25 protein-coding genes are annotated in these 24,469 nt (G+C 62.9%); 16 read left to right on the forward strand and 9 right to left on the reverse strand.

Annotated features, from left to right (window positions below):
- Window positions 1-10: 10 nt before the first annotated feature.
- Entirely contained in the window at window positions 11-670 is a 660-nt protein-coding gene (gene ccmB / locus M1D34_RS16195) for a heme exporter protein CcmB (protein WP_003529714.1), read from the reverse strand.
- Window positions 667-1,290 (reverse strand): heme ABC exporter ATP-binding protein CcmA, encoded by a 624-nt coding sequence (gene ccmA, locus M1D34_RS16200; RefSeq protein WP_248448775.1) that lies wholly within the window; start codon window positions 1,288-1,290, stop codon window positions 667-669. The genes ccmB and ccmA overlap by 4 nt, the downstream gene beginning before the upstream one ends.
- Before the next feature lie 270 nt (window positions 1,291-1,560).
- Between ccmA and acnA the strand changes: the two genes are divergently transcribed.
- From acnA to M1D34_RS16230, 6 genes are all read left to right on the forward strand, one after another.
- Window positions 1,561-4,251: an aconitate hydratase AcnA gene (gene acnA / locus M1D34_RS16205; RefSeq protein WP_028010562.1), complete on the forward strand. Its 2,691-nt coding sequence runs from the start codon at window positions 1,561-1,563 to the stop codon at window positions 4,249-4,251.
- A gap of 242 nt (window positions 4,252-4,493) precedes the next feature.
- Window positions 4,494-5,297, forward strand: a complete 804-nt coding sequence (locus M1D34_RS16210; protein WP_003529710.1) for a DUF1223 domain-containing protein — start codon at window positions 4,494-4,496, stop codon at window positions 5,295-5,297.
- A 328-nt stretch (window positions 5,298-5,625) separates the two neighbouring features.
- Window positions 5,626-6,036, forward strand: a complete 411-nt coding sequence (locus tag M1D34_RS16215; protein ID WP_027993216.1) for a DUF2794 domain-containing protein — start codon at window positions 5,626-5,628, stop codon at window positions 6,034-6,036.
- Window positions 6,037-6,188: 152 nt separating this feature from the next.
- Window positions 6,189-6,503, forward strand: coding sequence for an ArsR/SmtB family transcription factor (locus tag M1D34_RS16220; protein WP_003529706.1), 315 nt, complete (start codon window positions 6,189-6,191; stop codon window positions 6,501-6,503).
- Window positions 6,500-6,859, forward strand: coding sequence for an SRPBCC family protein (locus M1D34_RS16225; protein WP_010970508.1), 360 nt, complete (start codon window positions 6,500-6,502; stop codon window positions 6,857-6,859). The genes M1D34_RS16220 and M1D34_RS16225 overlap by 4 nt, the downstream gene beginning before the upstream one ends.
- 44 nt (window positions 6,860-6,903) lie before the next feature.
- Window positions 6,904-7,521 carry an ATP-dependent Clp protease proteolytic subunit gene (locus tag M1D34_RS16230; RefSeq protein WP_028010559.1) on the forward strand — a complete coding sequence of 206 codons (618 nt, stop codon included), beginning with the start codon at window positions 6,904-6,906 and terminating at the stop codon, window positions 7,519-7,521.
- Between the two features lie 21 nt (window positions 7,522-7,542).
- On the opposite strand, the gene M1D34_RS16235 is transcribed toward M1D34_RS16230, so the two are convergent.
- From M1D34_RS16235 to M1D34_RS16250, 4 genes are all read right to left on the reverse strand, one after another.
- The gene (locus M1D34_RS16235; RefSeq protein ID WP_498779909.1) at window positions 7,543-8,100 is read right to left on the reverse strand and encodes a GNAT family N-acetyltransferase; all 558 of its coding nucleotides are present in this window, start codon (window positions 8,098-8,100) and stop codon (window positions 7,543-7,545) included.
- Window positions 8,101-8,225: 125 nt separating this feature from the next.
- On the reverse strand, window positions 8,226-8,963 hold the full coding sequence (locus tag M1D34_RS16240; protein WP_010970505.1) for a Bax inhibitor-1/YccA family protein: 738 nt from the start codon (window positions 8,961-8,963) through the stop codon (window positions 8,226-8,228).
- A gap of 246 nt (window positions 8,964-9,209) precedes the next feature.
- Window positions 9,210-11,801, reverse strand: a complete 2,592-nt coding sequence (locus tag M1D34_RS16245; protein WP_498779911.1) for an ABC transporter permease — start codon at window positions 11,799-11,801, stop codon at window positions 9,210-9,212.
- A complete protein-coding gene (locus M1D34_RS16250; protein ID WP_003529697.1) occupies window positions 11,798-12,517 on the reverse strand; it encodes an ABC transporter ATP-binding protein in 720 nt (239 codons plus the stop codon). Before M1D34_RS16250 ends, M1D34_RS16245 begins: the two co-directional genes overlap by 4 nt.
- Window positions 12,518-12,587: 70 nt before the next feature.
- Here M1D34_RS16250 and M1D34_RS16255 point away from each other — a divergent pair, with 70 nt between their 5' ends.
- From M1D34_RS16255 to M1D34_RS16295, 9 genes are all read left to right on the forward strand, one after another.
- Window positions 12,588-13,229, forward strand: a complete 642-nt coding sequence (locus M1D34_RS16255; RefSeq protein WP_003529696.1) for an arylesterase — start codon at window positions 12,588-12,590, stop codon at window positions 13,227-13,229.
- A gap of 114 nt (window positions 13,230-13,343) precedes the next feature.
- A complete protein-coding gene (gene thpR / locus M1D34_RS16260; protein ID WP_003529695.1) occupies window positions 13,344-13,931 on the forward strand; it encodes an RNA 2',3'-cyclic phosphodiesterase in 588 nt (195 codons plus the stop codon).
- A 130-nt stretch (window positions 13,932-14,061) separates the two neighbouring features.
- Window positions 14,062-14,379 carry a 4a-hydroxytetrahydrobiopterin dehydratase gene (locus M1D34_RS16265; protein ID WP_028010554.1) on the forward strand — a complete coding sequence of 106 codons (318 nt, stop codon included), beginning with the start codon at window positions 14,062-14,064 and terminating at the stop codon, window positions 14,377-14,379.
- Between the two features lie 128 nt (window positions 14,380-14,507).
- Window positions 14,508-14,885, forward strand: coding sequence for a YkvA family protein (locus M1D34_RS16270; protein WP_003529692.1), 378 nt, complete (start codon window positions 14,508-14,510; stop codon window positions 14,883-14,885).
- A 549-nt stretch (window positions 14,886-15,434) separates the two neighbouring features.
- Window positions 15,435-15,938 (forward strand): invasion associated locus B family protein, encoded by a 504-nt coding sequence (locus M1D34_RS16275; protein WP_003529690.1) that lies wholly within the window; start codon window positions 15,435-15,437, stop codon window positions 15,936-15,938.
- A 255-nt stretch (window positions 15,939-16,193) separates the two neighbouring features.
- Window positions 16,194-17,429 (forward strand): dual-specificity RNA methyltransferase RlmN, encoded by a 1,236-nt coding sequence (rlmN, locus tag M1D34_RS16280; RefSeq protein WP_003529689.1) that lies wholly within the window; start codon window positions 16,194-16,196, stop codon window positions 17,427-17,429.
- Window positions 17,430-17,634: 205 nt separating this feature from the next.
- A complete protein-coding gene (locus M1D34_RS16285) occupies window positions 17,635-18,588 on the forward strand; it encodes an ABC transporter substrate-binding protein (RefSeq protein WP_088201917.1) in 954 nt (317 codons plus the stop codon).
- A 170-nt stretch (window positions 18,589-18,758) separates the two neighbouring features.
- Window positions 18,759-19,637, forward strand: a complete 879-nt coding sequence (locus tag M1D34_RS16290; RefSeq protein WP_498779917.1) for an ABC transporter permease — start codon at window positions 18,759-18,761, stop codon at window positions 19,635-19,637.
- A complete protein-coding gene (locus M1D34_RS16295; RefSeq protein ID WP_003529683.1) occupies window positions 19,634-20,428 on the forward strand; it encodes an ABC transporter ATP-binding protein in 795 nt (264 codons plus the stop codon). Before M1D34_RS16290 ends, M1D34_RS16295 begins: the two co-directional genes overlap by 4 nt.
- Window positions 20,429-20,561: 133 nt before the next feature.
- On the opposite strand, the gene M1D34_RS16300 is transcribed toward M1D34_RS16295, so the two are convergent.
- Complete coding sequence (locus M1D34_RS16300) at window positions 20,562-21,203, reverse strand: LysE family translocator (RefSeq protein WP_003529682.1); 642 nt, start codon at window positions 21,201-21,203, stop codon at window positions 20,562-20,564.
- Between the two features lie 211 nt (window positions 21,204-21,414).
- Here M1D34_RS16300 and M1D34_RS16305 point away from each other — a divergent pair, with 211 nt between their 5' ends.
- On the forward strand, window positions 21,415-22,632 hold the full coding sequence (locus M1D34_RS16305; RefSeq protein ID WP_003529681.1) for an argininosuccinate synthase: 1,218 nt from the start codon (window positions 21,415-21,417) through the stop codon (window positions 22,630-22,632).
- A 64-nt stretch (window positions 22,633-22,696) separates the two neighbouring features.
- On the opposite strand, the gene M1D34_RS16310 is transcribed toward M1D34_RS16305, so the two are convergent.
- Window positions 22,697-23,935, reverse strand: a complete 1,239-nt coding sequence (locus M1D34_RS16310; RefSeq protein ID WP_003529680.1) for a multidrug effflux MFS transporter — start codon at window positions 23,933-23,935, stop codon at window positions 22,697-22,699.
- Window positions 23,932-24,411 carry a MarR family winged helix-turn-helix transcriptional regulator gene (locus M1D34_RS16315; protein WP_010970495.1) on the reverse strand — a complete coding sequence of 160 codons (480 nt, stop codon included), beginning with the start codon at window positions 24,409-24,411 and terminating at the stop codon, window positions 23,932-23,934. Before M1D34_RS16315 ends, M1D34_RS16310 begins: the two co-directional genes overlap by 4 nt.
- Between the last annotated feature and the right edge of the window lie 58 nt (window positions 24,412-24,469).

The raw sequence follows: 24,469 nt of genomic DNA on the forward strand, positions 1-24,469 counted from the left end.
CCGGGTCCCGTCAGTCGGCCGAGTGCCTGAGTGCCGCCGCGGCCGCCACTGGTCCGATCACCGCGAAGAACAGGGTTATCGCCATCAATATCATGAAAGGCGGCAGAAACGGGGCCGGATCCTCGATTGCCGCATAGACCGCGCTGACGCCGAAGATGAGCACCGGTATGGCAAGCGGCAGGACGAGGATCGAGACGAGCAGGCCGCCGCGCGGCAGCGCCACCGCGACCGCAGCACCGACCGCGCCGATGAAGGTTATCGCCGGCGTTCCCGCGAGCAGGGTGACCATGGTGGCCCCGATGGCGCCTTCGTCCATGTTCATGAACAGGCCGAGAAAGGGCGAGGCGATCACCAGCGGCAGGCCGGTGGCGGTCCAATGAGCGGCGCATTTGACGAGAACGGCGAGAAGCAATGGCGTCTCCTGCATCATGATGAGGTCGAGCGAGCCGTCCTCGCGCTCCGCCTGAAAGAGCCTGTCGAGTCCGAGCAGCGACGCGAGCAGCGCGCCGATCCAGAGGATCGCCGGGCCGATGCGGGCGAGCAGGTTCAGATCGGGGCCGACGCCGAAGGGGATGACCGCGACGACCGTCATGAAGAAGAGCACGCCGATCATCGCGCCGCCGCCGGCGCGCACCGAAAGCTTGAGATCCCGGAAAAAAAGGGCGATCAATGGACGAATCCCGTCATTTCAAGGCTCTTCGCCCCCGCGAATCCAAGCGGCTGGTGGGTGGCCGCTACGACGATGCCGCCGCGGTCGAGATGGGCGGCGACCAGCCCGGCAAAAAGCCTGTCGGCGCTGAGGTCGAGCGCCGCCGTCGGTTCGTCGAGAAGCCAGATGGGCCGGAAGGCGACAATGAGCTTCGCCATCGCCATGCGCCGCTGCTGGCCGGCGGAGAGATAGCCGAAGGGCAGATGAATGATGTCGGCGAGCCCCACGGCCTCCGCCGCTTCGACGAGGCCGATGCCGGAGCCGCCCGGCGAATCGCCGAGGAAGCGCTGCCAGAAGGTGAGGTTTTCCTCCACAGTAAGCTCGCGCTTCATCGCGTTGCGGTGGCCGAGATAGTGGCTGAGTTCGCGCGGATGCTCGAACCCCGAGGGGCCGTCCTCGAGCCGGACGCGGCCCCCTTCCGGCTCGAGAAGCCCCGCCAGGACGCGCAGGAGCGTCGACTTGCCGGCACCGTTCGGGCCGGTCACCACAAGCGCCTCGCCGGCAGCCAGCGCGAACGAAATATCGTGGAAAATCAGGTCCTCGCCGCGCCTCGCACTCAAACCTTCAGCCATGAGGCGCATGAATTTCCAGCTTCCCTTGACGTATCTTTTCGCAAAGCAAAAAAAGTTCCGATTGGACCTTGGTTGGTCTGGCACGATTTGGAGAAATTATCTATAAGGCGGCCAACACGCCAGCGGTCGGCGTGAATTTCATCCAAGCGCCGAACATGGAACGAGCTTCCACGTACGGACAGCGGAAATGACCGTACCCGCATCCCACTTCGCGCCTCACAGGTGCTCGGGCGTTCGTACGTCAGTTTTTGGCGATCAGACGGAACGGGGTATCATCCAGTGTCCAAATCCCTAGACAGCTTCAATTGTCGCTCCACGCTCACGGTCAACGGCGTGGACTATGTCTATTACAGCCTGCCGAAGGCGGAGGCGAACGGCCTCGCCGGCATTTCGAAGCTTCCCTATTCGATGAAGGTTCTGCTGGAAAACCTGTTGCGCAATGAAGATGGACGCTCGGTCACCAAGAAGGACATCGAAAACATCGCCGCATGGCTCGGCGACAAGGGCACGGCCGAGAACGAGATCGCCTATCGCCCGGCGCGCGTGCTGATGCAGGACTTCACCGGCGTTCCCGCCGTCGTCGACCTCGCGGCGATGCGCGACGCGATGGTTTCGCTCGGCGGCGACCCGGAAAAGATCAACCCGCTCGTTCCCGTCGATCTCGTCATCGACCACTCGGTGATCGTTGACGAATTCGGCACGCCGACCGCCTTTGCCCGCAATGTCGAGCTTGAGTACCAGCGCAACGGCGAGCGCTACCGCTTCCTCAAATGGGGCCAGCAGGCCTTCAAGAACTTCCGCGTCGTGCCGCCCGGCACCGGCATCTGTCACCAGGTCAATCTCGAATATCTGGGTCAGGCCGTCTGGACCAGGGAAGAGGACGGCGAAGTCACCGCCTATCCGGATACCTGCGTCGGCACGGACAGCCACACGACGATGATCAACGGCCTCGGCGTGCTCGGTTGGGGCGTCGGCGGCATCGAAGCCGAAGCGGCGATGCTCGGCCAGCCGGTTTCCATGCTCCTGCCGGAAGTCATCGGCTTCAAGCTCACCGGCAAGCTCAAGGAAGGCGTGACCGCGACCGACCTGGTGCTTACCGTCGTGCAGATGCTGCGCAAGAAGGGCGTCGTCTCCAAGTTCGTCGAATTCTTCGGCCCCGGCCTCGACAACATGACGCTCGCCGACCGCGCGACGATCGGCAATATGGGCCCGGAATACGGCGCCACCTGCGGCTTCTTCCCGGTCGATGCCGAGACGATCAACTATCTCACCATCTCGGGCCGTGAAGAACAGCGTATCGCGCTGGTCGAAGCCTACTCCAAGGCCCAGGGCATGTGGCGGGAAGGGGATGGTTCCGAGCTCGTCTTCACCGACACGCTGGAACTCGACCTCGGCGACGTCGTGCCGTCGATGGCCGGCCCCAAGCGGCCCGAGGGCCGCATCGCGCTCGAGAACATCGCCTCCGGCTTCGCGGCGGCGCTCGACAACGACTACAAGAAGCCCGGTCAGCTCGCCAACCGCTACGCGGTCGAGGGCACCGACTACGATCTCGGTCATGGCGACGTCGCGATCGCCGCGATCACCTCCTGCACCAACACCTCGAACCCCTCGGTGCTGATCGCCGCCGGCCTGCTTGCCCGCAACGCCGTCGCCAAGGGCCTGAAAACGCAGCCCTGGGTCAAGACGTCGCTGGCGCCCGGATCGCAGGTCGTCGCCGAGTACCTGTCGAAGTCCGGCCTGCAGACGGATCTCGACAAGCTCGGCTTCAATCTGGTCGGCTTCGGCTGCACCACCTGCATCGGCAATTCCGGCCCGCTGCCGACGGAGATCTCCAAGACGATCAACGACAAGGGCCTGATCGCCGCCGGCGTGCTTTCCGGCAACCGCAACTTCGAAGGCCGCATCTCGCCGGACGTCCAGGCGAACTATCTCGCCTCGCCGCCGCTCGTCGTCGCCTATGCGCTGGCGGGTTCCGTCCAGAAGGACCTGACGAAGGAGCCGATCGGCGAAGACCGGGACGGGCAGCCGGTCTACCTGAGGGACATCTGGCCGACTTCGCAGGAGATCCAGGACTTCATCTTCAAATACGTCACCCGCGAGCTCTACGCGACCAAGTATGCGGACGTGTTCAAGGGCGACGCCAACTGGCAGGCGGTCCAGGTTCCGGCCGGCCAGACCTATGCCTGGGACGAGGGGTCCACCTACGTCCAGAACCCGCCCTACTTCGTCGGCATGGGCAAGAAGGGCGCCGGCATTTCCGACATCAAGAACGCCCGCGTCCTCGGTCTCTTCGGCGACAAGATCACAACCGACCACATTTCCCCGGCCGGTTCGATCAAGGCGGCCTCGCCTGCCGGCGCCTATCTGCTCGAGCATGGCGTCGGGATTGCCGACTTCAACCAGTACGGCACGCGCCGCGGCAATCATGAGGTGATGATGCGCGGCACCTTCGCCAATATCCGCATCCGCAACCACATGCTCGGCCCGAACGGCAAGGAAGGCGGTTATACGATCCACTATCCCTCCAAGGAGGAGATGTCGATCTATGACGCGGCCATGCAGTACAAGGAGGAGGGCGTTCCGCTCGTCATCTTCGCCGGTGTCGAATACGGCAACGGCTCTTCGCGTGACTGGGCGGCCAAGGGCACAAACCTCCTCGGCGTCAAGGCCGTGATCGCCCAGTCCTTCGAACGCATCCACCGTTCGAACCTGGTCGGCATGGGCGTCGTCCCCTTCGTCTTCGAGGAAGGCATGACCTGGGAATCGCTGGGTCTCAAGGGCGACGAAGTCGTGACGATCGAGAATCTCGCCAACGTCCAGCCGCGCGAGAAGCGCGTGGCGAAGATCACCTATGGCGACGGCTCGGTAAAGGAGGTCCCGCTCATCTGCCGCATCGATACGCTCGACGAGGTCACCTACGTCAACAATGGCGGCATCCTGCAGACGGTTCTGCGCGATCTCGCCGCCTGATCGGCAAGTCATGAACAGAAAAGCCGGGGCGTCTACAGCGGCGTCCCGGCTTTTTCATGCCAGCTCGGCGTGGGTTTTCCACGGCTTTGCGGCAGTCACTCCAACGTGACTTTTCGTTGAAGAATACCCGTCGTATGTAGGGGTCTCCCCACGCGGCAATCGCGTTGAAACGACGCACTTCCGGATGGAAAACGGTTCCACATTTTCCCGGAAGTGCTCTAACGAGCACGAACAAAGACGCCATGATATCCGCCTGCACACCAACAATCCGACGTCTCGCCCTGGCGGTCGGGCTGTTTGGTGCGTTCTGCGGAGCGTCCGCAGCGGATGACGGCAGGGCGGCCAAGGACGGGGCGGTCGGGGGCGGGGAGATCAAGGGCGTCGTCGAACTCTTCACCAGCCAGGGCTGCTCCTCCTGTCCGCCGGCGGACGCAGCGCTCAAGAAGCTCGTCGATGAAGGCGAGGTCGTCGCGCTCGCCTATCATGTCGACTACTGGAATTATCTCGGATGGGCGGACACGCTCGCTTCCAAGGAAAATACCGAGCGGCAATATGCCTATGCGCGGATGCTCGGCCGCTACGGCGTCTACACGCCGCAGGCGATCCTGAACGGGCGCGATCATGCCAACGGCGCGGACCTGCCGGCCATCAGGAACCGGCTTGCGTTGATGGACGAGAAGGGCAAGGGCCTGTCGGTGCCGGTCGATGCCTCGATCGGCGGCGATGAAATCTCGATCAAGGTCGGTGCCGGCAAAGGCAGGGCGAATGTCGTCGTCGTCTATTTCGACCGGGCAAGGGTGGTCAAGGTCGAGAAGGGCGAGAACAGCGGCAAGGAGATCGCCTATTGGCATGCCGTGCGCGACATCCAGACGATCGGCATGTGGGAGGGAAAGCCCGCGGAATTCACGCTGCCCGCCTCGGTCCTGATCGAAGGCCAGGGCAACAGCGGTTGCGCGGTGCTGCTGCAATCGATGAAGGACAAGGAAACGCCCGGAGCCATCATCGGCGCTGCAACGGTTCTCGCGGGGCCGCAGGGAAAGCTCTGAGGACGCAGGAAACGTTCCGCCTCGCTTGCGGCGGAACAGGGGATGGTTCGGCCCGGCAGCATCGAGGGGCTGGGGCTGAGGGTTCGAAGTTACCGGACCGAACCAGCCATGTCTGCGTTCGAGAACCTCCCGCAGCATGACGGCTGGCCGGACATACGGTGGCAACGACTCTGTCCGGCAGCGGTCGGAGTGTTGCGGCGAATTGGGGCGGCGTTTTGACTGAATTGCGGCAGCCCCAAGAATTGCTGACATTGATCAACAGCTTCCGTCTTGCTTTTCCGATCGTGTGAGGCACACTGTCGTGGTCCTGTCACATTAGAAGGCCGAAATGCCGATGACTGATGAAACGGATTTGCCGCGAGGCGAAGCACGTCACTACGGCCGGACCACCTCCGATGTGGTCGTCGATCTTCACGAATACAAGCAAGCCAAGAACCCCCCGCCCGTCACCTTCCATCGCCGCGAACTCGACCTGATCCTCAAGGTCTACGGCCGTATGGTGGGCGAAGGGGAGTGGCGCGACTATGCGATCGACCATCTGAGGGACCGGGCCGTTTTCTCGGTGTTCAAGCGCGCCGGAGAAGTGCCCCTCTACCGCATCGAGAAAAACCCGAAGCTCGCCGCGAAACAGGGCGCCTTCAGCGTGCTCAACGCTCACGGGACGATATTGAAGCGGGGCCACGAGCTCGCCCAGGTGCTCAAGGCCTTCGACAAGGTGCTGAAGCTCGTCAAGACCTGACCGACATATCACTGGAGCTGCCCCTCATCCGCCTGCCGGCACCTTCTCCCCGCAGGCGGGTTTATCCCTGAAACGGCGGGCAGGGCCAAATCGCCTGCACCGAGCGTGCCATCAGTGTTGCGAATCAGATAAGTGTATGCTTATCTGACGTCATGATTGAGAACGACATATTCAAAGCTCTCGCCGACCCGACACGCCGTGCAATCTTCGAGAAGCTGGCGAGCGGAAGTATGAACGCCAGTGCCTTGCGCAACGGAATGGACATCAGCCAGCCGGCCATGTCCCAACACCTCCACGTATTGCGTAATGCAAAGCTGGTGCGGGAGGAACGGCAGGGGCGCTTCGTGAACTACGAGGTCGACCCGGAGGGGCTGGCGCTCATAGCCGGATGGCTGGCGAAGTATCGCGCCTACTGGCCGGCGCGGATCGATGCGTTGAAGGTCTTGCTGAGGGATATGGATCAATGAACGATGTGGAGCTAAACGAGCAGGCAAGGAATCTGGTGCTCGAATACGAACTCGATGAAGCGCCTGAAAAGGTTTGGCGGGCGATCAGCATGCCTGAGTTTCGTGAGAGATGGTTGCCCAGGCGGGAACTGGCCGGGGCTGAGCCTGTCTCCACCGCACCGGGCAAGGAAATCCGCTACAAAATGCGCGACGACGAGCCTCCCTTTCTCGAAAGCCTCGTGGCGTTCCAGGTCAGACCCAACAATGACGGCGGCACGATTCTTAGAATTATCCATGGGCTGGAGGATGAGCGACTGGCTCCGCGAACTCCGCCGGCAGCGAATAGCAATCGGCTTTGGCTGATGCGCGCCGCCTGACGTCTCATTCTACCAAAACAAGCTCATCAGACAGGAGTTCGCCTATGCGCGAAGCGATGCAACTCGTCCCTATGGTCGTCGAACAATCCAGCCGTGGCGAGCGCTCTTTCGACATCTATTCCCGCCTGCTGCGTGAGCGAATCATCTTTCTGAACGGCGAGGTGAACGATGCAGTGTCCGCTCTCGTTTGCGCACAGCTGTTGTTCCTGGAGGCCGAAAGCCCCAAAAAGCCGATCCAACTCTATATCAATTCGCCCGGCGGTGTCGTTACCAGCGGCTTCGCGATGTACGACACGATGCGATACATCCGAGCGCCCGTTCATACGCTTTGCATGGGGACGGCCCGCTCGATGGGATCGTTCCTGCTGATGGCAGGCGAAGCGGGCGAGCGCACCGCCTTGCCCAACGCAAGCATCCTTGTCCATCAACCGTCGGGCGGCTTTCAGGGACAGGCCTCCGATATGCTCATCCATGCCGAGGAAATCAGGCGAACCAAACACCGCATGACGCGGCTTTATGCCGAGCATTGCGGGCGAACATATGAAGAATTCGAGCGCGCCATGGATCGCGACCGGTTCATGACGGCGGAAGAAGCTCTGGAGTGGGGTCTGATCGACCGCATCCTCACCGAACGGGAGATCGGCGCTGAGCGTGACGCATGAAGCTCACCTGCGCAGGCAGGCTCAGCTCCTATAAAGCGTATCCGGATAGACGCCCTCGGTGGGCTTGGTTGCGGTTCCTTCTCCGAGCGGCCGCTGCATGAAGGCGGTATCCAGCCATCGGCCATGCTTGAAGCCGGTTGCCTTCATCAGTCCCTGCAGCTCGAAGCCGAGCGCCCGGTGCAGGGCGATCGATGAGGGGTGCGCGCCGCCGATCACCGCTATCATCTGCCGGAAGCCGAGAGCCGTGCAACGCCCGACCAGTTCGGAAAGCAGCGCCTTGCCGATGCCCTTGCCCCGCGCTTCCGGCGAAAGATAGATCGAATCCTCCACCAGGAACCGATAGGCGGTGCGGTTGCGGAAGGCGGAGGCATAGGCATAGCCGATAACCCCGCCACGCTCGTCCAGCGCGACCACATAGGGGTAGCCGTTACCGGTGATCGTGGAGAAGCGGAGCGCCATCTCGGCTTCGGATGGCGGCGTCTCCTCATAGGTCGCGACCCCGTTCAGGACGGGCTCGCGATAGATTTCGGTGATCGAGCGGAGGTCGGCGGCAACGGCGTCGCGGAGCGTGGCAGTCATGGAATTCTTCGCGCGTTATGGTTGGATCTGTACTGTCTCGCATGGATGCGCCGGATCGATCAAGACCGGTTCCGGGCAATAAAAAAGGCGGCCGAAGCCGCCTTTTCCGTCGAACCGGTTCGCGACTACTCGTTCTTGTTGCCAAGGAACTGCAGCATGAACATGAACAGGTTGATGAAGTCGAGGTAGAGCGTCAGCGCGCCCATGATGGCCTTGCGGCCGGCGACCAAGGCGTCATCGCCTTCAAAGTACATTTCCTTGAGCTTCTGCGTGTCGTAGGCGGTCAGGCCGGCGAAGATGAGCACGCCGATCACCGAGATCGCGAAGCCGAGTGCCGAAGAGGCAAGGAAGATGTTGACGACGGATGCGATGATCACGCCGAAGAGGCCCATGATCAGGAACGATCCGAGACCCGAAAGGTCCTTCTTCGTCGTATAGCCGTAAAGCGACAGGGCACCGAACGAAGCAGCCGTCACGAAGAACGTCTGCACGATGCTCTGGCCGGTGAAGACCAGGAAGATCGACGACAGGGACAGGCCCATCAGCGCCGCATAGACCCAGAAGGTCGTCTGCGCCGCGGAAACGCTCATGGAATTGATGCGGAAGCTCAGGAAGAACACCAGCGCAAGCGGCGCCAGCATAACGACCCACTTCAGGGGCGAAGCGTAGATAAGCTGGGCGAATGCCGGATTAGAGGCGGCAAGCGCATAGGTTCCGTAAGCTGCCACGCCGGTAATCGCCAGGCCGAGGGCCATCAGGTTGTAGACCTTCAGCATATAAGCGCGAAGGCCTTCGTCGATCACGGCACCCGCCTGAGCGCCGGCGGGCGACATTCGGGTTTGGTAGTTTCTCAGATCAGCCATTGTTTCCTCATTTAAGCCCCGGTTGAAGTTACGGTGTCGGGCGGCGAACCTTGTCGTTCCTTTGCGCGCCCAGGCGCCGCTGCGGGGCTCCAGCATGCCTGTGGACAAATATGATGGTGAACGCCGTCATGCACAAGGGCGAAGCGCTTGGAATCGAACAAAGTCGGGCGGCCGGACCATCAAACTAGAGTGATTTACGGTTAATTCGGCCATCGTGGCCGAAAGCGCGCGACAGGGATGGCAGGATCAGAGTTCCCGCAGCACCGGAGCGGCCTTTTGCCCGAGGACGCGCCATGTGCCGGCGAGGCCGATCCCGACCGTCACGATCAGCGCAAGAACGATCGTCGCGACGGCAACGTCCGGCAGGAAGCTCGAGGGCAGGGTCATGATGCGGCTGACGACGAACCAGGCCGAAACGCCGCCGGCGAAGAGCGCGAAGACGGCAGTCGCCAGGCCGAGAATGACGTATTCGTAGCTGAAGGCGCGGATCAGGGTCGCCCGCGTCGCGCCGAGCGTCTTCAGGACCACCGCATCGTGGATGCGGGCACGGTTGCCGGCGGCAAGTGCGCCGGCGAGCACGAGGATAGACGCGATAAGCGCGACCGCCGCGGCGGCGCGCACCGCCGTTGCAAGCTGCCCGAGCAGCGTATTGACGATGTCGAGCGCGTCCTTCACACGCACGCTGGTGATCGTCGGATAGGCATTGGTCACCCTCTTCAACACCGCCGCCTCCTCCTCGGCCGAGGCGTCGGGATCGATGATGGTCGCGAGCCAGGCATGCGGGGCGCCGGCGAAGGTGTTCGGCGAGAAGACCATGACGAAATTGATCGACAGCGATTCCCACTCGACCTCGCGGAAATTGGCGATCCGGGCCGTGATGTTGCGGCCGAGCACGTTGACGGTCACCGTATCGCCGAGCTTCAGCCCGAGTTCGCGGGCTTCCTCCGCCGAGAAGGAGACGAGCGGCTCGCCGCCATAGTCCTCGGGCCACCAGCTGCCTTCGGTGAGTTTCGAATTTTCAGGCCTGTTCCTGGCATAGGTGATGCCGCGATCTCCGCGCAGCACCCATTGGCCGCCGGGGGGAACGTTGCGGCTGTTCACATCCTCGCCGTTGAGCGCGACGATGCGCCCGCGCAGCATAGGCACTTCGATGATCTTGCCCTCCGGCATCGCTCCTGCGAGCAGGGAGCGGAAGCCTTCGATCTCGCTGCCCTGGATGTCGACGAAGAAGAAGTTGGGAGCGCGCTCGGCCATGTCGCCGGTGAGCTCGCGCCGCAGATTGCCGTCGATGAGCGCCAGTGTCACCAGAAGAGCGAGGCCGAGACCGAGCGACAGCACCACCGACGGCGTCAGGGCGCCCGGCCGGTGAATGTTTCCGATCGCCAATCTCAGCGCCGGCGAATTGACGCGCGGGCTGCGCCGCGCCAGCCAGGATATGAGGAGCGAAACCCCGCGCAGCACGATGAAGGCAAAGGCGATCGCGCCAAGGAAGATCAGCGAAATGTAACGGTCATAGGCGGTCCAGACCGCGAGCCCGGCAAGTGCTGCCAGGCAGATGAAGGCTCCGGCGAGATAGGGCAGGGCAGGCAAGCCCGTCGGCTCGAAACCCTGTTGCCGGAAAAGCGCAGTCGCCGGCACCCGGCGCGCCCGCCCGAGCGGCAGGATGGCGAAGGTCAGCGCCGTCAAGAGGCCGAAAAGCGCCGCAAGGCCCAGGGCGGAGGGATAGAGCACGAACGCGGTGGAGACGGGCAGCAGGCCGGCAAGGAACTGCGCTGCCACGAAGGGGATGAGGGCGCCGAGCACGAGGCCGATCGCGATGCCGATGAGGGCGATCATCAGGATCTGCGCAAGGTAGATCATCGCGACCAGCGACGCCGGAGCGCCGAGACATTTGAAAGTCGCGATGACGCTGCGCTTGCCGTCGAGATAGGAGCGCACGGCGTTGGCAACTCCGACGCCGCCGACGATCAGCGCCGTGAGCCCGACGAGCGTCAGGAATTGGGAGAAACGCGTGATGTTTGCATTGAGGGACGGTGCGGCATTGCCGCTCGTCCGTATCGACCAGCCGGCGGAGGGAAAGCGGGTCTCGGCCTGCACGCGAATGAGCGGCACGTCTGCGGGATCCGGCAGGCGGACCTTGTAGGTGTGTTCGACAAGGCTGCCGGTCTGCACGAGCCCGGATGCGGCAAGCGCATCGGAGGAAATCATCAGCCGCGGCGCAAAACCGAAGCCGTCGGAAAGAGCGTCGGGTTCGCTGGCGAGTGTCGCGCCGATCCGGATACGCGCATTGCCGATGAGAATTTCCGCGCCGGGCGAGATGCCTAGGCGCTCGAGGAGTAAAGGTGCGGCGACTGCGCCGAACACCTCGCCGTCCTTGGCCAGCAACTCAGGGAGCGGCTTTACCGGCTCGCTTTCGAGCTTGCCGTAAAGCGGGTAGGCGCCGTCCACGGCCTTGAGCTCCACCAGCGCCTGGTTGGAGCCGTCCGGAAGCCGCGCCATGGAACGCAGACCCGCGGATACCGAAACCTGGCCGAGACCCTGGAGGAAGGCCCGCTCGTCCGCGGTCGCCACCCGATTGTTGAGCTCGAACCGGATGTCGCCGGCGAGCAGTTCCTGCCCTTGCGAGGCGATCGTTTCGCTGATCGACTGGGACAGCGAGTTGACCCCGGCGATCGCGGCCGTGCCGAGGGCGATGCAGGCGAGGAAAATATAGAAGCCCCTCAGGCCCCCGCGCATTTCCCTGAGCGCCAGACGAAGCGCGAACAGCGGGCGAAGCGCGAGCAGAGGGCGCAGGGAAATCATCGGGCGCAGCCGCCGGGCGGCAACCGTCCCGCTCATGCGGACACGGCTCCCTGCCGAGCCGAGGCGGAGAGCCGTTCCGCGTCGGAGACGATTTCTCCCGAGCGGACGCGTATCTGTCTTTCGCAGCGTCCGGCGAGCGCCGCATCATGCGTGACGAGAACGAGCGTCATGCCACGCTCGCGCTGTTCGGCAAAGAGAAGGTCGGCGATCTGTCGGCCGGTCTCGGCGTCGAGGTTACCCGTCGGCTCGTCGGCGATCAGGAGCTTCGGAGAGGGCGCGAGCGCCCGGGCGATCGCCACGCGCTGCTGTTCGCCGCCGGAAAGCTGCCCGGGGTAGTGCGTCAGGCGTTCGCCGAGCCCCACGGCGATCAGTTCCTTGCGCGCTATGTCGAATGCATTGCGGACATTCGCGAGCTCGAGCGGCACCGCGACGTTCTCGAGCGCGGTCATGTTGGGGATGAGATGAAAGGACTGGAAAACGATGCCGACATTGCGGCCGCGGAAATCGGCGACCGCGTCCTCGCCGAGGCGGTGGAGCGCCGTGCCGTCAATGATGATTTCACCGCCGTCGAGCCGCTCCAGCCCGGCCATGACCATGAGCAGAGTCGATTTGCCCGAGCCCGAGGGGCCGACGATGCCCACCGATTCGCCGGCATCGATCGCGAGGCTTACGCCCTTCAGCACATGCACGGACGCAGCGGCTTCGCCCAGCGTCAGATCCGCATTTTTCAACTCGATGATGGTTTTTGCCACGCGAAAGAGCCCTATATGAAAATTGAATACGGATCATCAAACAATTGTCCGCCGATTTAGGAACGAACCTATGGCATTAAAAGACTTTCTGCCCATTTTATTCGGCCTGACAATGACAATCGTGTTATCGGCGGCGGCTCGCGCCGAGCCCGTCAGCCTCGTCGGCTTCGGCGACAGCCTGATGGCCGGCTACCAACTCCCCCCGGAAGATGCCTTCCCCGCCCGCCTCGAAAAGGCCCTGAAGGAAAAGGGGATCGACGTCACGATCGCCAATGCCGGCGTTTCCGGCGACACGACCTCCAGCGGTCTCGCCCGCATCGACTGGTCGATCCCCGAGGGCACCGACGGCGTCATCCTCGAACTCGGCGCCAACGACGCGTTGCGCGGCATCCCTCCGGAGGAGACGCGCAAGAATCTGGAGGCGATGGTCGCACGGCTCAAGGAGCGCGGCGTCGCCGTCCTGCTCGCGGGAATGATGGCGCCGCCGAACATGGGGCCGGATTATGCGGCGCGCTTCAATCCGATCTATCCCGACCTCGCAAAGGAACACAATCTCGTCTTCTACCCTTTCTTCCTCGACGGCGTCGTCACCGAGGTCGGCCTGAAGCTCGACGACGGGATGCATCCGAACGGCGGGGGTGTCGGCGTCATGGTAGACCGCTTCCTGCCTACGGCGGAGCTTTTCGTCCGCTCACTTGCGAAAGGAGAATGACAGCGCATCCACAGTTAAGGGAAGGTTAACGTTCCGACGGAACAAATAATGGTTGCGTGCAGATGCGATGCGTGATTCGCTTCAAGCATCTGCAAGAGATTCGGGGAGCTCGCCATGCCGAGACTGTTCACCGCCCTCGAAATTCCGCGCAATGCAGCAATGAGTCTTTCCTTGCTGCGCGGAGGTCTTCCCGGAGCTCGCTGGATCGATGTGGAGAATTATCACATCACGCTCCGCTTCATCGGCGACGTCGACTGGCGAACCGCCGACGAGATCATCGACAGACTTGACCGCATCGAACGGCCCGAGTTTCAGCTGCAGCTGTCGGGCACCGGCGCCTTCGGCTCCAAGAAACCGCATTCCGTCTGGGCCGGCGTCAGCATCGCTCCCGAAATGTTCGCCCTGCAGGCCGAAATCGAGCGCATTTGCCAGCGCATAGGGCTGCCCTCGGATCCGCGCAAGTTCACCCCGCATGTGACGCTGGCGCGCCTGCGCTCCTCGCGCGTCGAGGATGTCGTCGAATATCTCTCCGGGCGCGGCAATTTCGTCACCGCTCCCTTCACCGTCTCCCGTTTCGTGCTCCTGTCGTCACGCGACTCGGTCGGCGGCGGCCCGTATCTCACGGAAGAGGTCTTCCCGCTTCACGAAGAGCGCTCGAACCTCGCGAGCAACGAGGAGCATCCTGCTTCGAGCGTCTGGTAAAGCGCCCGAAGGCCTCCGCCGTCTCCTAGACAGGGATCGGGAACGTCCTCGTCGTGCGGCAAGGATTGCGCGTGAACATTGTCGCGGGCAAGTTCGTTGTTAAGCACAGGATGCAGCAAGGAGGAACAGCATGCGGCCGGAAAAATTGGACGCGGCGGCCATCGCCGAGCACTTGCACAAGATGGAGGGCTGGGTCCTTGCGGAGGATGGCGGCTCGATATGGAAGACCTTCCGGTTCAAGACTTTCGCCGAGGCCTTCACCTTCATGACGCAATGCGCTTTCGCCGCCGAAAAGCTCAATCATCATCCGGAATGGTTCAACGTCTACAACAAGGTGGACGTGACGCTCTCGACTCACGACGCGGAAGGACTGACCGAACTCGATTTCAAGTTGGCGGCAAAGATGGACCAGGCGGCGGAGGGCCGCATGCCCGACCATATGAAATGAGGGCCGGATGCCCGACCATATGAAATGAGGGCCGGATGCCCGACCATTTGAAATGGCGGCCGCCATTCCCATATCAGGCTGCGGCACTACAGTGCCGCGCAGTACCCTGAACGACCGGAATCGACGCGATGGACGATATCAAGATCGGTGAAATCCTCCTCCCCGGCGAGGAATCCGAACAGGAGCGCAAGGAGCACAAGGTGCGCCGCCGGTTCTGGCCGACCTTCCGCCGCGCGGCCCGGCAGATTCCCTTCAGCCGCGACCTCGTCGCCGCCTATTATTGCGCAGTGGATCCGGCGACGCCGACGCGCACGCGCGGCATTCTGCTCGCGGCGCTTGGCTATTTCGTCCTGCCGCTCGATTTCGTGCCGGACATGCTGGCCATGATCGGCTTCTCCGACGACATCGCCGTTTTGACGGCCGCCTTTGCCGCGATCAGCGGCCAGATCAAGGAACGGCATTACCAAAAGGCCGACGAAGTGCTGCGAGACAGCGTCGAAAAGTGAGTTGTCCCCGCTATTGCGACATCTGTGCGTCTGATCATACCCCGGCACTAGAGCGGGATGAGGAAAAGTGTGTGCGGTTTTCCGCCCGCATCCCGGGTCTCAACTTCTTGGAATCGATCACGTTCATGTTTTAGGTCGACCCGACCTAAAAATATCGTGATCTAAGGCCTGTTGAGATTCAACCCCTCTGGCCTGCCGGCCATCTCCCCCACAAGGGGGGAGACGATAAGCGGCTTGACCTTCACCTATGAATCTCAACACGCCTTAGAGGAGCCTTGCCGCAATCCCGCCCGGAAAGTCAAACTCTTGCCCGATTCTTTGTGACATAGAGGGAGGCAAGGGGCGGCTCTCCAGTATCGACGTCGACCGGATCGGCAATCCGTGTGCGAATGGACCTCGAGGCGCGTTCGGGCGCAAAAAGGGGCGTTATCCCGAATCGTTGACGGTTTGGTAACCCGGATTAAGTCAAAATAAACTTAAATCGTGACTATGCGTTGCCCATCCCACGCGGTATCGGGCGACCGTAAGCAAGACAAGCGGCAGGAACTCATGTTTGTAAGAAAGATCGCAACTGCACTCGCACTCGTAATGGCTGCATCCGGCGTGGCTTCCGCTCAATCTCCGACGCGAATCCAGCAGTTCAACGCCTGGGGTGCATATTCCTACCAGGCCGGTAACGGCAAGGTCTGCTATGTGCTTTCCGTGCCGAAGGAAAGAACCCCGGCAAGTGTCGATCACGGCGATATCTTCTTCCTCGTTTCGCAGCGTCCGGGACAGAACATCAGCTATGAGCCACAGGCGATGATGGGGTATCCGCTGCAGGACAATTCCAAGGTCAACGTGGTGATCGACGGCCGCACCTTCGTCATGTTCACCAAGGGCAATTCCGCCTGGGTGGAAAATGCCGCCGAAGAGCCTGCACTGGTCGCTGCGATGAAGTCGGGCAAGGCCATGTCGGTCAACGCGAAATCGCGGCGCGGCACGGAAACCTCCTACTCCTATTCGCTCTCCGGCATTTCGGCCGCCCTGAAGCAGATCGAGGCCTGCAAGTAAACTAAGCGCGCTTCACCGATCGCAAGGGCCGGCCGTGAGGTCGGCCTTTTGCGTTGGGGGCCAGGCGGATCGGGGCAGAAAAATGTCCCATGGTGACTCGCCGCAAAAAGAATGCTAAAGCGGCCGCAAATTCTGAGCCCCTGCGCCCCCGTCGAGCGCGTGACCGAGGCTCGCCAGATTTCAATTCGAGCATCGGAACAGGACCCGGAAAACGTCTCCGGACGAGCCGTCGCTTTACGACAGGACAAGATGAGCATGGCAGCCACCGAGATTCTAAACAGGGCGGACATCGTCAAGGCGCCGCAGGTGCGGCTCGCGCCACAGCCGGAAAAGCCGTCGCTGATCGGCCTGTTGCGCGACGACATCGCGAAGCTGCTCGCCGAAAAGGGCGTGCCGGAGCGGCAGGTGAAGATGCGCGTCAGCCAGCTCTGGCACTGGCTTTACGTTCGCGGCGTCTCGGATTTCGACGAGATGTCCAACGTCTCCAAGGACATGCGCGAGATGCTCAAGGAGCATTTCACCATCGCACGGCCGGAGATCGTCGAAGAGCAGGTTTCGGGCGACGGCACGCGCAAGTGGCTGCTGCGCTTCCCCCCACGCGGCGCCGGCCGTCCGGTAGAGATCGAGACGGTCTACATTCCCGAGGAGGGCCGTGGCACGCTTTGCATTTCGAGCCAGGTCGGCTGCACGCTCACCTGTTCCTTCTGCCACACCGGCACGCAGAAGCTGGTGCGCAATCTGACGGCGGAAGAAATTCTTTCGCAGCTTCTGCTCGCCCGCGACCGGCTCGGCGATTTCCCCGAGCGCGACACGCCGCAGGGTGCGATCGTGCCGGCGGAAGGCCGCAAGATCACCAATATCGTGATGATGGGGATGGGCGAGCCGCTCTACAATTTCGAGAACGTCAAGACGGCGCTGCTGATCGCGTCCGACGGAGACGGGCTGTCGCTGTCGAAGCGGCGCATCACCCTTTCCACCTCCGGCATCGTGCCGGAGATCTACCGCACCGGTGAGGAAATCGGGGTGATGCTCGCGATTTCGCTTCATGCAGTGCGTGACGATCTGCGCGACATGCTGGTGCCGATCAACAAGAAATATCCGCTGAAGCAGCTGATGGAGGCCTGCCGCGCCTATCCGGGCTTGTCGAATGCCCGCCGCATCACCTTCGAATATGTGATGCTGAAGGACGTCAACGACAGCCTGGAAGACGCCAAGGAGCTGGTGAAGCTTCTGAAGGGCATTCCGGCCAAGATCAACCTGATCCCCTTCAATCCCTGGCCGGGCACCAATTATCAGTGCTCGGACTGGGAACAGATCGAGAAGTTCGCCGACTTCATCAACCAGGCCGGCTACGCCTCGCCGATCCGCACCCCGCGCGGCCGCGACATTCTTGCCGCCTGCGGCCAGCTCAAGTCGGAATCGGAACGCATGCGCAAGGTCGACCGCCTCGCCTTCGAGGCGATGATGATCGCCAATCACGGCGAGGACTGAGGCGGCTCATCGCCCTTCCAGCCGTTCCTGGGGGGCGCACGATCACCGCGATCGATGAAGAAGTTTGATGGATGAAGCTGTTTGCGCCGATTGATTTCGGCCCCTCGCTTTCCTAAGAAAGCGGCGGAATTATTCTGAAGCGGGATGCGGGAGGGACGTTAGCCGGTCTTCCCGAAAATCGCTGACCAAAAACCGGAGGACACCCATGCGTTCGCTTCTCATCGCGCTTGCCGCCACGGTCGCGCTTTCTCTGCCGGCACGCGCCGACGAGGTCACGGTTGCCGTCACGGCAATCGTCGAACATCCCGCGCTCGATGCCGCGCGCGACGGCGTCAAGGATGCGCTGGCCGCCGCCGGCTACAAGGAAGGCGAGAACCTCAAGTTCATCTACGAGTCGGCGCAGGGCAACCCGGCGACCGCAGCTCAGATCGCCCGTCAGTTCGCGGGCGAAGCCCCGAGCGTGATCGTGCCGATCTCCACCCCGTCGGCCCAGGCCGTGGTTTCCTCTACCCGCGATATTCCCGTTGTCTTCACCGCCGTTTCCGATCCGCTGGGCGCGCAGCTCGTCAAGGACATGGAGAAGCCCGGCGGCAACGTCACCGGTCTTTCCGACCTTTCCCCGGTTGCCGAGCACGTGGCGCTGATCAAGGAGATCCTGCCGAACGTCAAGACCATAGGCTATCTCTACAATTCGGGCGAAGCGAACTCCGTCTCGCTGCTGGCGGTCCTCAAGGAAGAGGCTGAAAAGGCCGGCCTGAGCGTGATCGAATCCGCCGCGACGAAATCGGCCGAGGTCCAGGGTGCGGCTCGTGCGCTCGTCGGCCGCGCCGACGCGATCTATATCCCGACGGACAACACCATCATCTCCGCCCTCGAAGGCGCTGTCGCCGTCGCCGAGGAAAGCAAGCTGCCGCTCTTCACGGCCGATACCGATTCCGTCTCCCGCGGCGCGGTTGCGGCGCTCGGCTTCAATTACTATGACGTCGGCAAGCAGACGGGCGAGGTCGTCGTTCGCGTCCTCAAGGGCGAAAACCCCGGGGATATCGCCGTCAAGGTCGCCGCCGGAACCGATCTCGTGATCAACAAGGGCGCCGCCACCCGGATGGGCGTCACGCTGCCGGAGAGCGTCGTCGGCCGGGCGACCCGCGCGATCGAGTAGCGATCCGCCCTATCCGGACGATCATTGTCTTTTTGCCGCCCCCGTTTCATACGGGGGCGGTTCGCTTATCGAGCGGGATGCGGAAATGGTGTGCATCCTGCTTCAACTTCAGAATACGTGTTCCGCATGCACCTCAGCCTGCGGAACATCCGAGAAGAGGACTACCGGCGTTGAGTCAAATCGCTTTCTGGGGAGCCGTGGAACTGGGGCTTGTCTATGCCTTCGTCGCCGTCGGCGTCTTTCTCGCCTTCCGGGTGCTCGACTTTCCGGATCTGACCGTTGACGGCTCCTTTCCGCTTGGCGCCGCAGTCACCGCGGTCCTGATCATTGCCGGCGTCAATCCCTGGCTTGCCGCAGCGGTGGCGATGGTCGCCGGTGCCGCCGCAGGCATGGTGACGGCCCTTTTGAACGTGCGGTTCAAGATCCTGAACCTGCTCGCCTCGATCCTGACGATGATTGCGCTTTTCTCGGTCAATCTCCGCGTCATGGGCAAGCCGAACGTCGCATTGATCAATGCCGACACGATGCTTTCGCCCTTCTACGGTCTCGGTCTGCGGGACTTCTATGTGCGCCCGCTTTTCGTCGGCACCCTCGTCGCCTTTGCCGTCGTTCTCGTCTGGCGCTTTCTTGAAAGCGATGCGGGCCTCGCGATGCGGGCGACCGGCGCCAATGCCCGCATGGCGCGGGCACAAGGGGTCGACACCAGCAGGCAGATCTATCTCGGCATGGCGATCTCCAACGCGCTCGTCGCCCTCGGCGGTGCGCTCTTTGCCCAGACCAACGGTTTTGCCGACGTGACCTCGGGTGTCGGGACGATCGTCGTCGGGCTTGCCGCCGTGATCATCGGCGAGACGCTGCTCGGCGCCCGCGGCATTCTGATCGCGCTCATCGGCTGCGTGCTCGGGTCGATCCTCTACCGCATCGCCATCCAGGTGGCGCTTTCGACCGATACGCTCGGCCTGCAGGCTTCCGATCTCAATTTCGTGACCGCGCTGCTGGTGACTATAGCGCTCATCCTGCCCCGTCTGCGCCGCGGAGGTGCCGCATGATCAACGTCGAAAACATCCAGGTCGTCTTCGGCAAGGGCACGCCGCTCCAGAAGCAGGCGTTGAACGGCGTCAGCCTGACCATCGAGGAAGGCTCCTTCGTCACGGTCATCGGCTCGAACGGCGCCGGCAAGTCGACGCTTCTCGGGGTTCTTGCCGGCGACGTGCTGCCGAGCGGCGGCCGCGTCACGATCGGCACGACCGACGTGACGCGCAAGGGCACGGCGGCCCGCGCCGGGCTGGTGGCGCGCGTCTTCCAGGATCCGCTTGCCGGCAGTTGCGGCGCTCTCTCGATCGAGGAAAACCTGGCGCTGGCCGCAAGGCGCGGCGAAAGCCGCGGCCTGACGCCGGCGCTCGGCTCGAAGCGGCGCGAGCATTTCCGCGAGCGCATCGCCGAACTCAATCTGGGTCTCGAAAACCGCATGCGCGACCGCATGGACCTGCTTTCGGGCGGCCAGCGCCAGGCGGTCTCGCTGGTGATGGCGACGCTTGCCGGCTCCGAGGTGCTGCTGCTCGACGAGCACACGGCGGCACTCGACCCGGGCATGGCCGAGTTCATCATGAACCTCACCCAGAAGATCGTCTCGGAGCGCAAGCTGACGACGCTGATGGTGACGCATTCGATGCGCCAGGCGCTCGATTTCGGCCACCGCACCATCATGCTCCATGGCGGCGAGATCGTGCTCGACGTCGCGGGCGATAGCCGCAAGACGCTTCAGGTCGAGGACCTCATCGCCATGTTCCGCCGCATCCGCGGGCAGACGCTGGACGACGATGCGCTGCTGATCGGGTAGCGTTCCTTCCCGGACTTTGCCCCTCATCTGCCTGCCGGCATCTTCTCCCCGTTCGCGGGGAGAAGAGCGTATGCGGCAAGGCCGGAACAAGGCGGCAGCCGGATGAGGGGCCACGCTCCGGGAGCGACGAAACTCAGCGCGTCTGCGTGAAGAAGATCTTGACCGCGAATATGGAAAAGACGCCGGCGAAACCGTAGTCGATCGCCCGCATCACGCGCCTGTTGCGCTGCAGCCAGGCTGCGAGCCAGTCGGCAGCAAGAACGACCAATGCGTTCACCGGCATGCCTATCGCGATGAAGAAGAAACCGAGGAAGAGCAGCTTGCCCGTCACGGCGGGATCGTTCGCAGTGACGAACTGCGGCAGGAAGGTCATGAAGAAGATCACCACCTTCGGGTTCAGAATGTTGACCGAGAAGCCGGTCGCGATGTTCGAAAGGATTGTACCCTTCGCCTCCGTCACCTTCGTCACCGACAGGCTGGACCCGTAGCGGATCGCCTGGATCGCGAGCCATAGGAGATAGGCGGCGCCCCCGGTCTTCAGCACCAGGAAGGCGGTCGGGGATGCGGTGATCAGCGCCGAGATGCCGAAGGCGACGAGCAGCGTATGGACGACGATGCCGAGCCCGGTGCCGACCACGACGAAAAGGGCGGCCTTCTTTCCCTGCGCCAACGCCCGGCTGATCGAAAGCGTCATGTCGGGACCCGGCGTCGCGGCGAGCAGGAGGCTTGCAGCGGCGAATGCGATGAGCGTCGGCAGGCTGGGAACGAAGTCCATGGCGCATTCCTCGAGAGGCGGTTCTTTCTGATACCGCCGGCCCGGCGCTTTTGCCAGCGGATTCGCGGGAGCTGGCCTACAGATCGGCTACGATCAGAGGAAACTTGCAGTTCCGCTTGTATCCCCGCAAGTTCTGGCTAAAGTGCCGCAGATTTTCGATGCGGCAGCGCCGCACCCGAGAGCCTGACAAACGAGCAGACGGACAAAAACCATGGCATCGCATAAAGACGTGAAGAAGGTCGTTCTCGCCTATTCCGGCGGTCTCGACACCTCGATCATCCTCAAATGGCTGCAGACGGAACTGGGTGCCGAAGTGGTGACCTTCACCGCGGACCTCGGCCAGGGCGAAGAACTGGAGCCGGCGCGCAAGAAGGCGGAGATGCTCGGCATCAAGGAGATCTATATCGAGGACGTCCGCGAGGAATTCGTGAGGGACTTCGTGTTCCCGATGTTCCGCGCCAATGCCGTCTATGAAGGCGTCTACCTGCTCGGCACCTCCATCGCCCGTCCGCTGATCTCCAAACACCTCATCGATATCGCCAGGAAGACCGGCGCCGACGCGATCGCCCATGGCGCGACCGGCAAGGGCAACGACCAGGTCCGCTTCGAACTTTCGGCTTACGCGCTCAATCCGGACATCAAGATCATCGCCCCCTGGCGCGACTGGTCGTTCAAGAGCCGCACCGATCTGCTCGAATTCGCCGAGAAGCACCAGATTCCGGTCGCCAAGGACAAGAAGGGCGAGGCGCCTTTCTCCGTCGACGCCAACCTCCTGCACTCCTCCTCGGAAGGAAAAGTGCTGGAGGACCCGGCCCGGGAAGCTCCCGAATACGTGCACATGCGCACCATTTCGCCGGAAGCGGCACCCGACAAGGCAACCGTCATCAAGGTCGGCTTCGAACGTGGCGATGCCGTGTCGATCGACGGCGTACGCATGTCGCCGGCAACGCTTCTTGCGAAGCTCAACGAATACGGCCGCGACAACGGCATCGGCCGCCTCGACCTTGTCGAGAACCGTTTCGTCGGCATGAAGTCGCGCGGCGTCTACGAAACCCCCGGCGGCACGATCCTGCTTGCGGCCCATCGTGCGATCGAGAGCATCACGCTCGACCGCGGCGCGGCGCATCTGAAGGACGAGCTGATGCCGCGCTATGCCGAGCTCATCTATTACGGCTTCTGGTTCTCTCCGGAGCGCGAAATGCTGCAGGCGGCGATCGACAGGAGCCAGGAGCATGTGGAAGGCGAAGTGACGCTGAAGCTCTACAAGGGCAATGTCATGGTCATCGGCCGCGAAAGCGGCAAGTCGCTCTATTCCGACAAGCTCGTCACCTTCGAGGACGATCAGGGCGCCTACGACCAGAAGGATGCCGCCGGCTTCATCAAGCTCAACGCGCTGCGCCTGCGCACGCTGGCAGCGCGCAACCGGTAAGCTCCGAGGGCGTTACAAGTCGGGAGCCGCGGTGGATCACTCCGCCGCGGTTTTTTTATCTTGCTCACTCCGCCGCTTCGCTCAGCGGCGTCTCCGCAGCCGCCGGCGCGACCAGCGGTCTCAGGCGAACCGTCCTGCGGTACCAGAAATAGCTTGCAAGCGAGAGAAGGCCGAAGCTCGGAATGATCGTTCCGAGCGCCATGGCCGGTACGCCGACGAGAGCGGCAAGCGCGCCGCCGAGAAGCCCGGCGCTCATCTGGATGAAGCCCATCATCGCCGAAGCCGTGCCGGCGATATGCGGGAAGGGGGCCATCGCCGCCGTCATCATGTAGGGCATGACGAAGGCGATGCCGAAGGCATAGATCCCGATCGGCGTCATCACCGAGAGGAAGGTCGGTTCCAGCGCATGCATGGTGAAGGCGAGGGCGAGGCTCGCCGCGCCGATGAAGAAGAGACCGGCCGGCACGAGCGCCTGCGGCGTGAAGCGACGCATCATGAGGCGCATCGTGACCGTGCCCGAAAAGAACAGGCCCGATTGCATGAGCATGCCGATGCCGAACTCGGTCGGGGTGAGCCCGACCTGGCTGATCAGCACGAAGGGCAGCATGGTCGCCCATGCGTAGAGCGCGCCGACCGCGCCGGCGATCACCAATGTCGAGGACACGAAGCGGCCGTCCCTCATAAGCTCGCCATAGGCTGCGAGAATGGGCCTGAAATGCCCCTTGCTGCGGTCCGGCGTCGTCGTTTCCGCCATGAAGAGCTGCACGATGAAGCACGCCATCAGCGCGAAGCCGACCATCAGCAGGAAGATCGACTGCCAGCCGAAGAGGCCGAGCGCGATACCGCCGAGGGTGGGCGACACCGCCGGCCCGAGCGCCAGCATCATGCCGATCATGTTCATGATGCGCGCCGCCGTCGTGCCGGTGAACTGGTCGCGAACGATGGCGCGCGCCACGGTCATTCCGACGGAGGCGCCGATTCCCTGCACGAGGCGGCCCGCGAGCAGCACCGGGATGGAGGGCGCGAAGGCCGCCATCAGGCTGCCCGCGAGATAGATCGCCATGAAGATCAGCGTTGTCCGCCGCCGGCCGATGACGTCGGAAAGCGTTCCCGAGACGAGCTGGGCAAAGGCGAAGCCGCCGAAATAGAGCGACAGCGTCATCTTGATCGCTGCTTCGCTGGAGGCGAAGGCACGCACGAGCTCCGGCATCGCCGGCGTGTAGAGCGCCATCGAGATGGGGCCGAGCGCCACCAGGAAGGCGCCGATGATGCTCGTGCGCCGCTCGCTCATCCGGAGCGTCATTCGGCCGCCCCCTTCTCCCTGCCGGCGAGGCACGGGTCGAGGCGGCGGAGACTGTCCCGGAGGATTCTCAGGTTTGCGCGCAGGACCTCCCGTCCGTCGTCGCCCAGGTCCTCGGTGTAAGCATTCATCATTTCACGCAGGCCCGACATCAGCTCGGTGATGAGCGGGTCGGCCTTGTCGGTCACGATGACGTTCTTGGCGCGCCGGTCCGCCGGATCCGGCACGCGCGCCACGAGGCCCATCGCTTCCAGGCGGTCGAGATAGGCGGAGAGGGTCATGGGCTCGATCCCCATGCGGGTCGCGATCTCCGCCTGCTTGATGCCCTCGGTGACGGCCACCTGGACCAATGTGCGCGCCTCGCCGGGCGTGATCCCGAGGTCCATCGCATTGACCTTGCGATCGAAGGCACCGCGCAACAGGCGGGAGACATCGGTGAGAAGCATCCCGATCGTATCGGATTCGAGTTTCCTGGGCATTTGATCGATCGCGTTGGAAATAATAAGCTTTGCTTATCATATCCGTTCCGGCCATTCA

Source organism: Ensifer sp. D2-11, assembly GCF_054161295.1.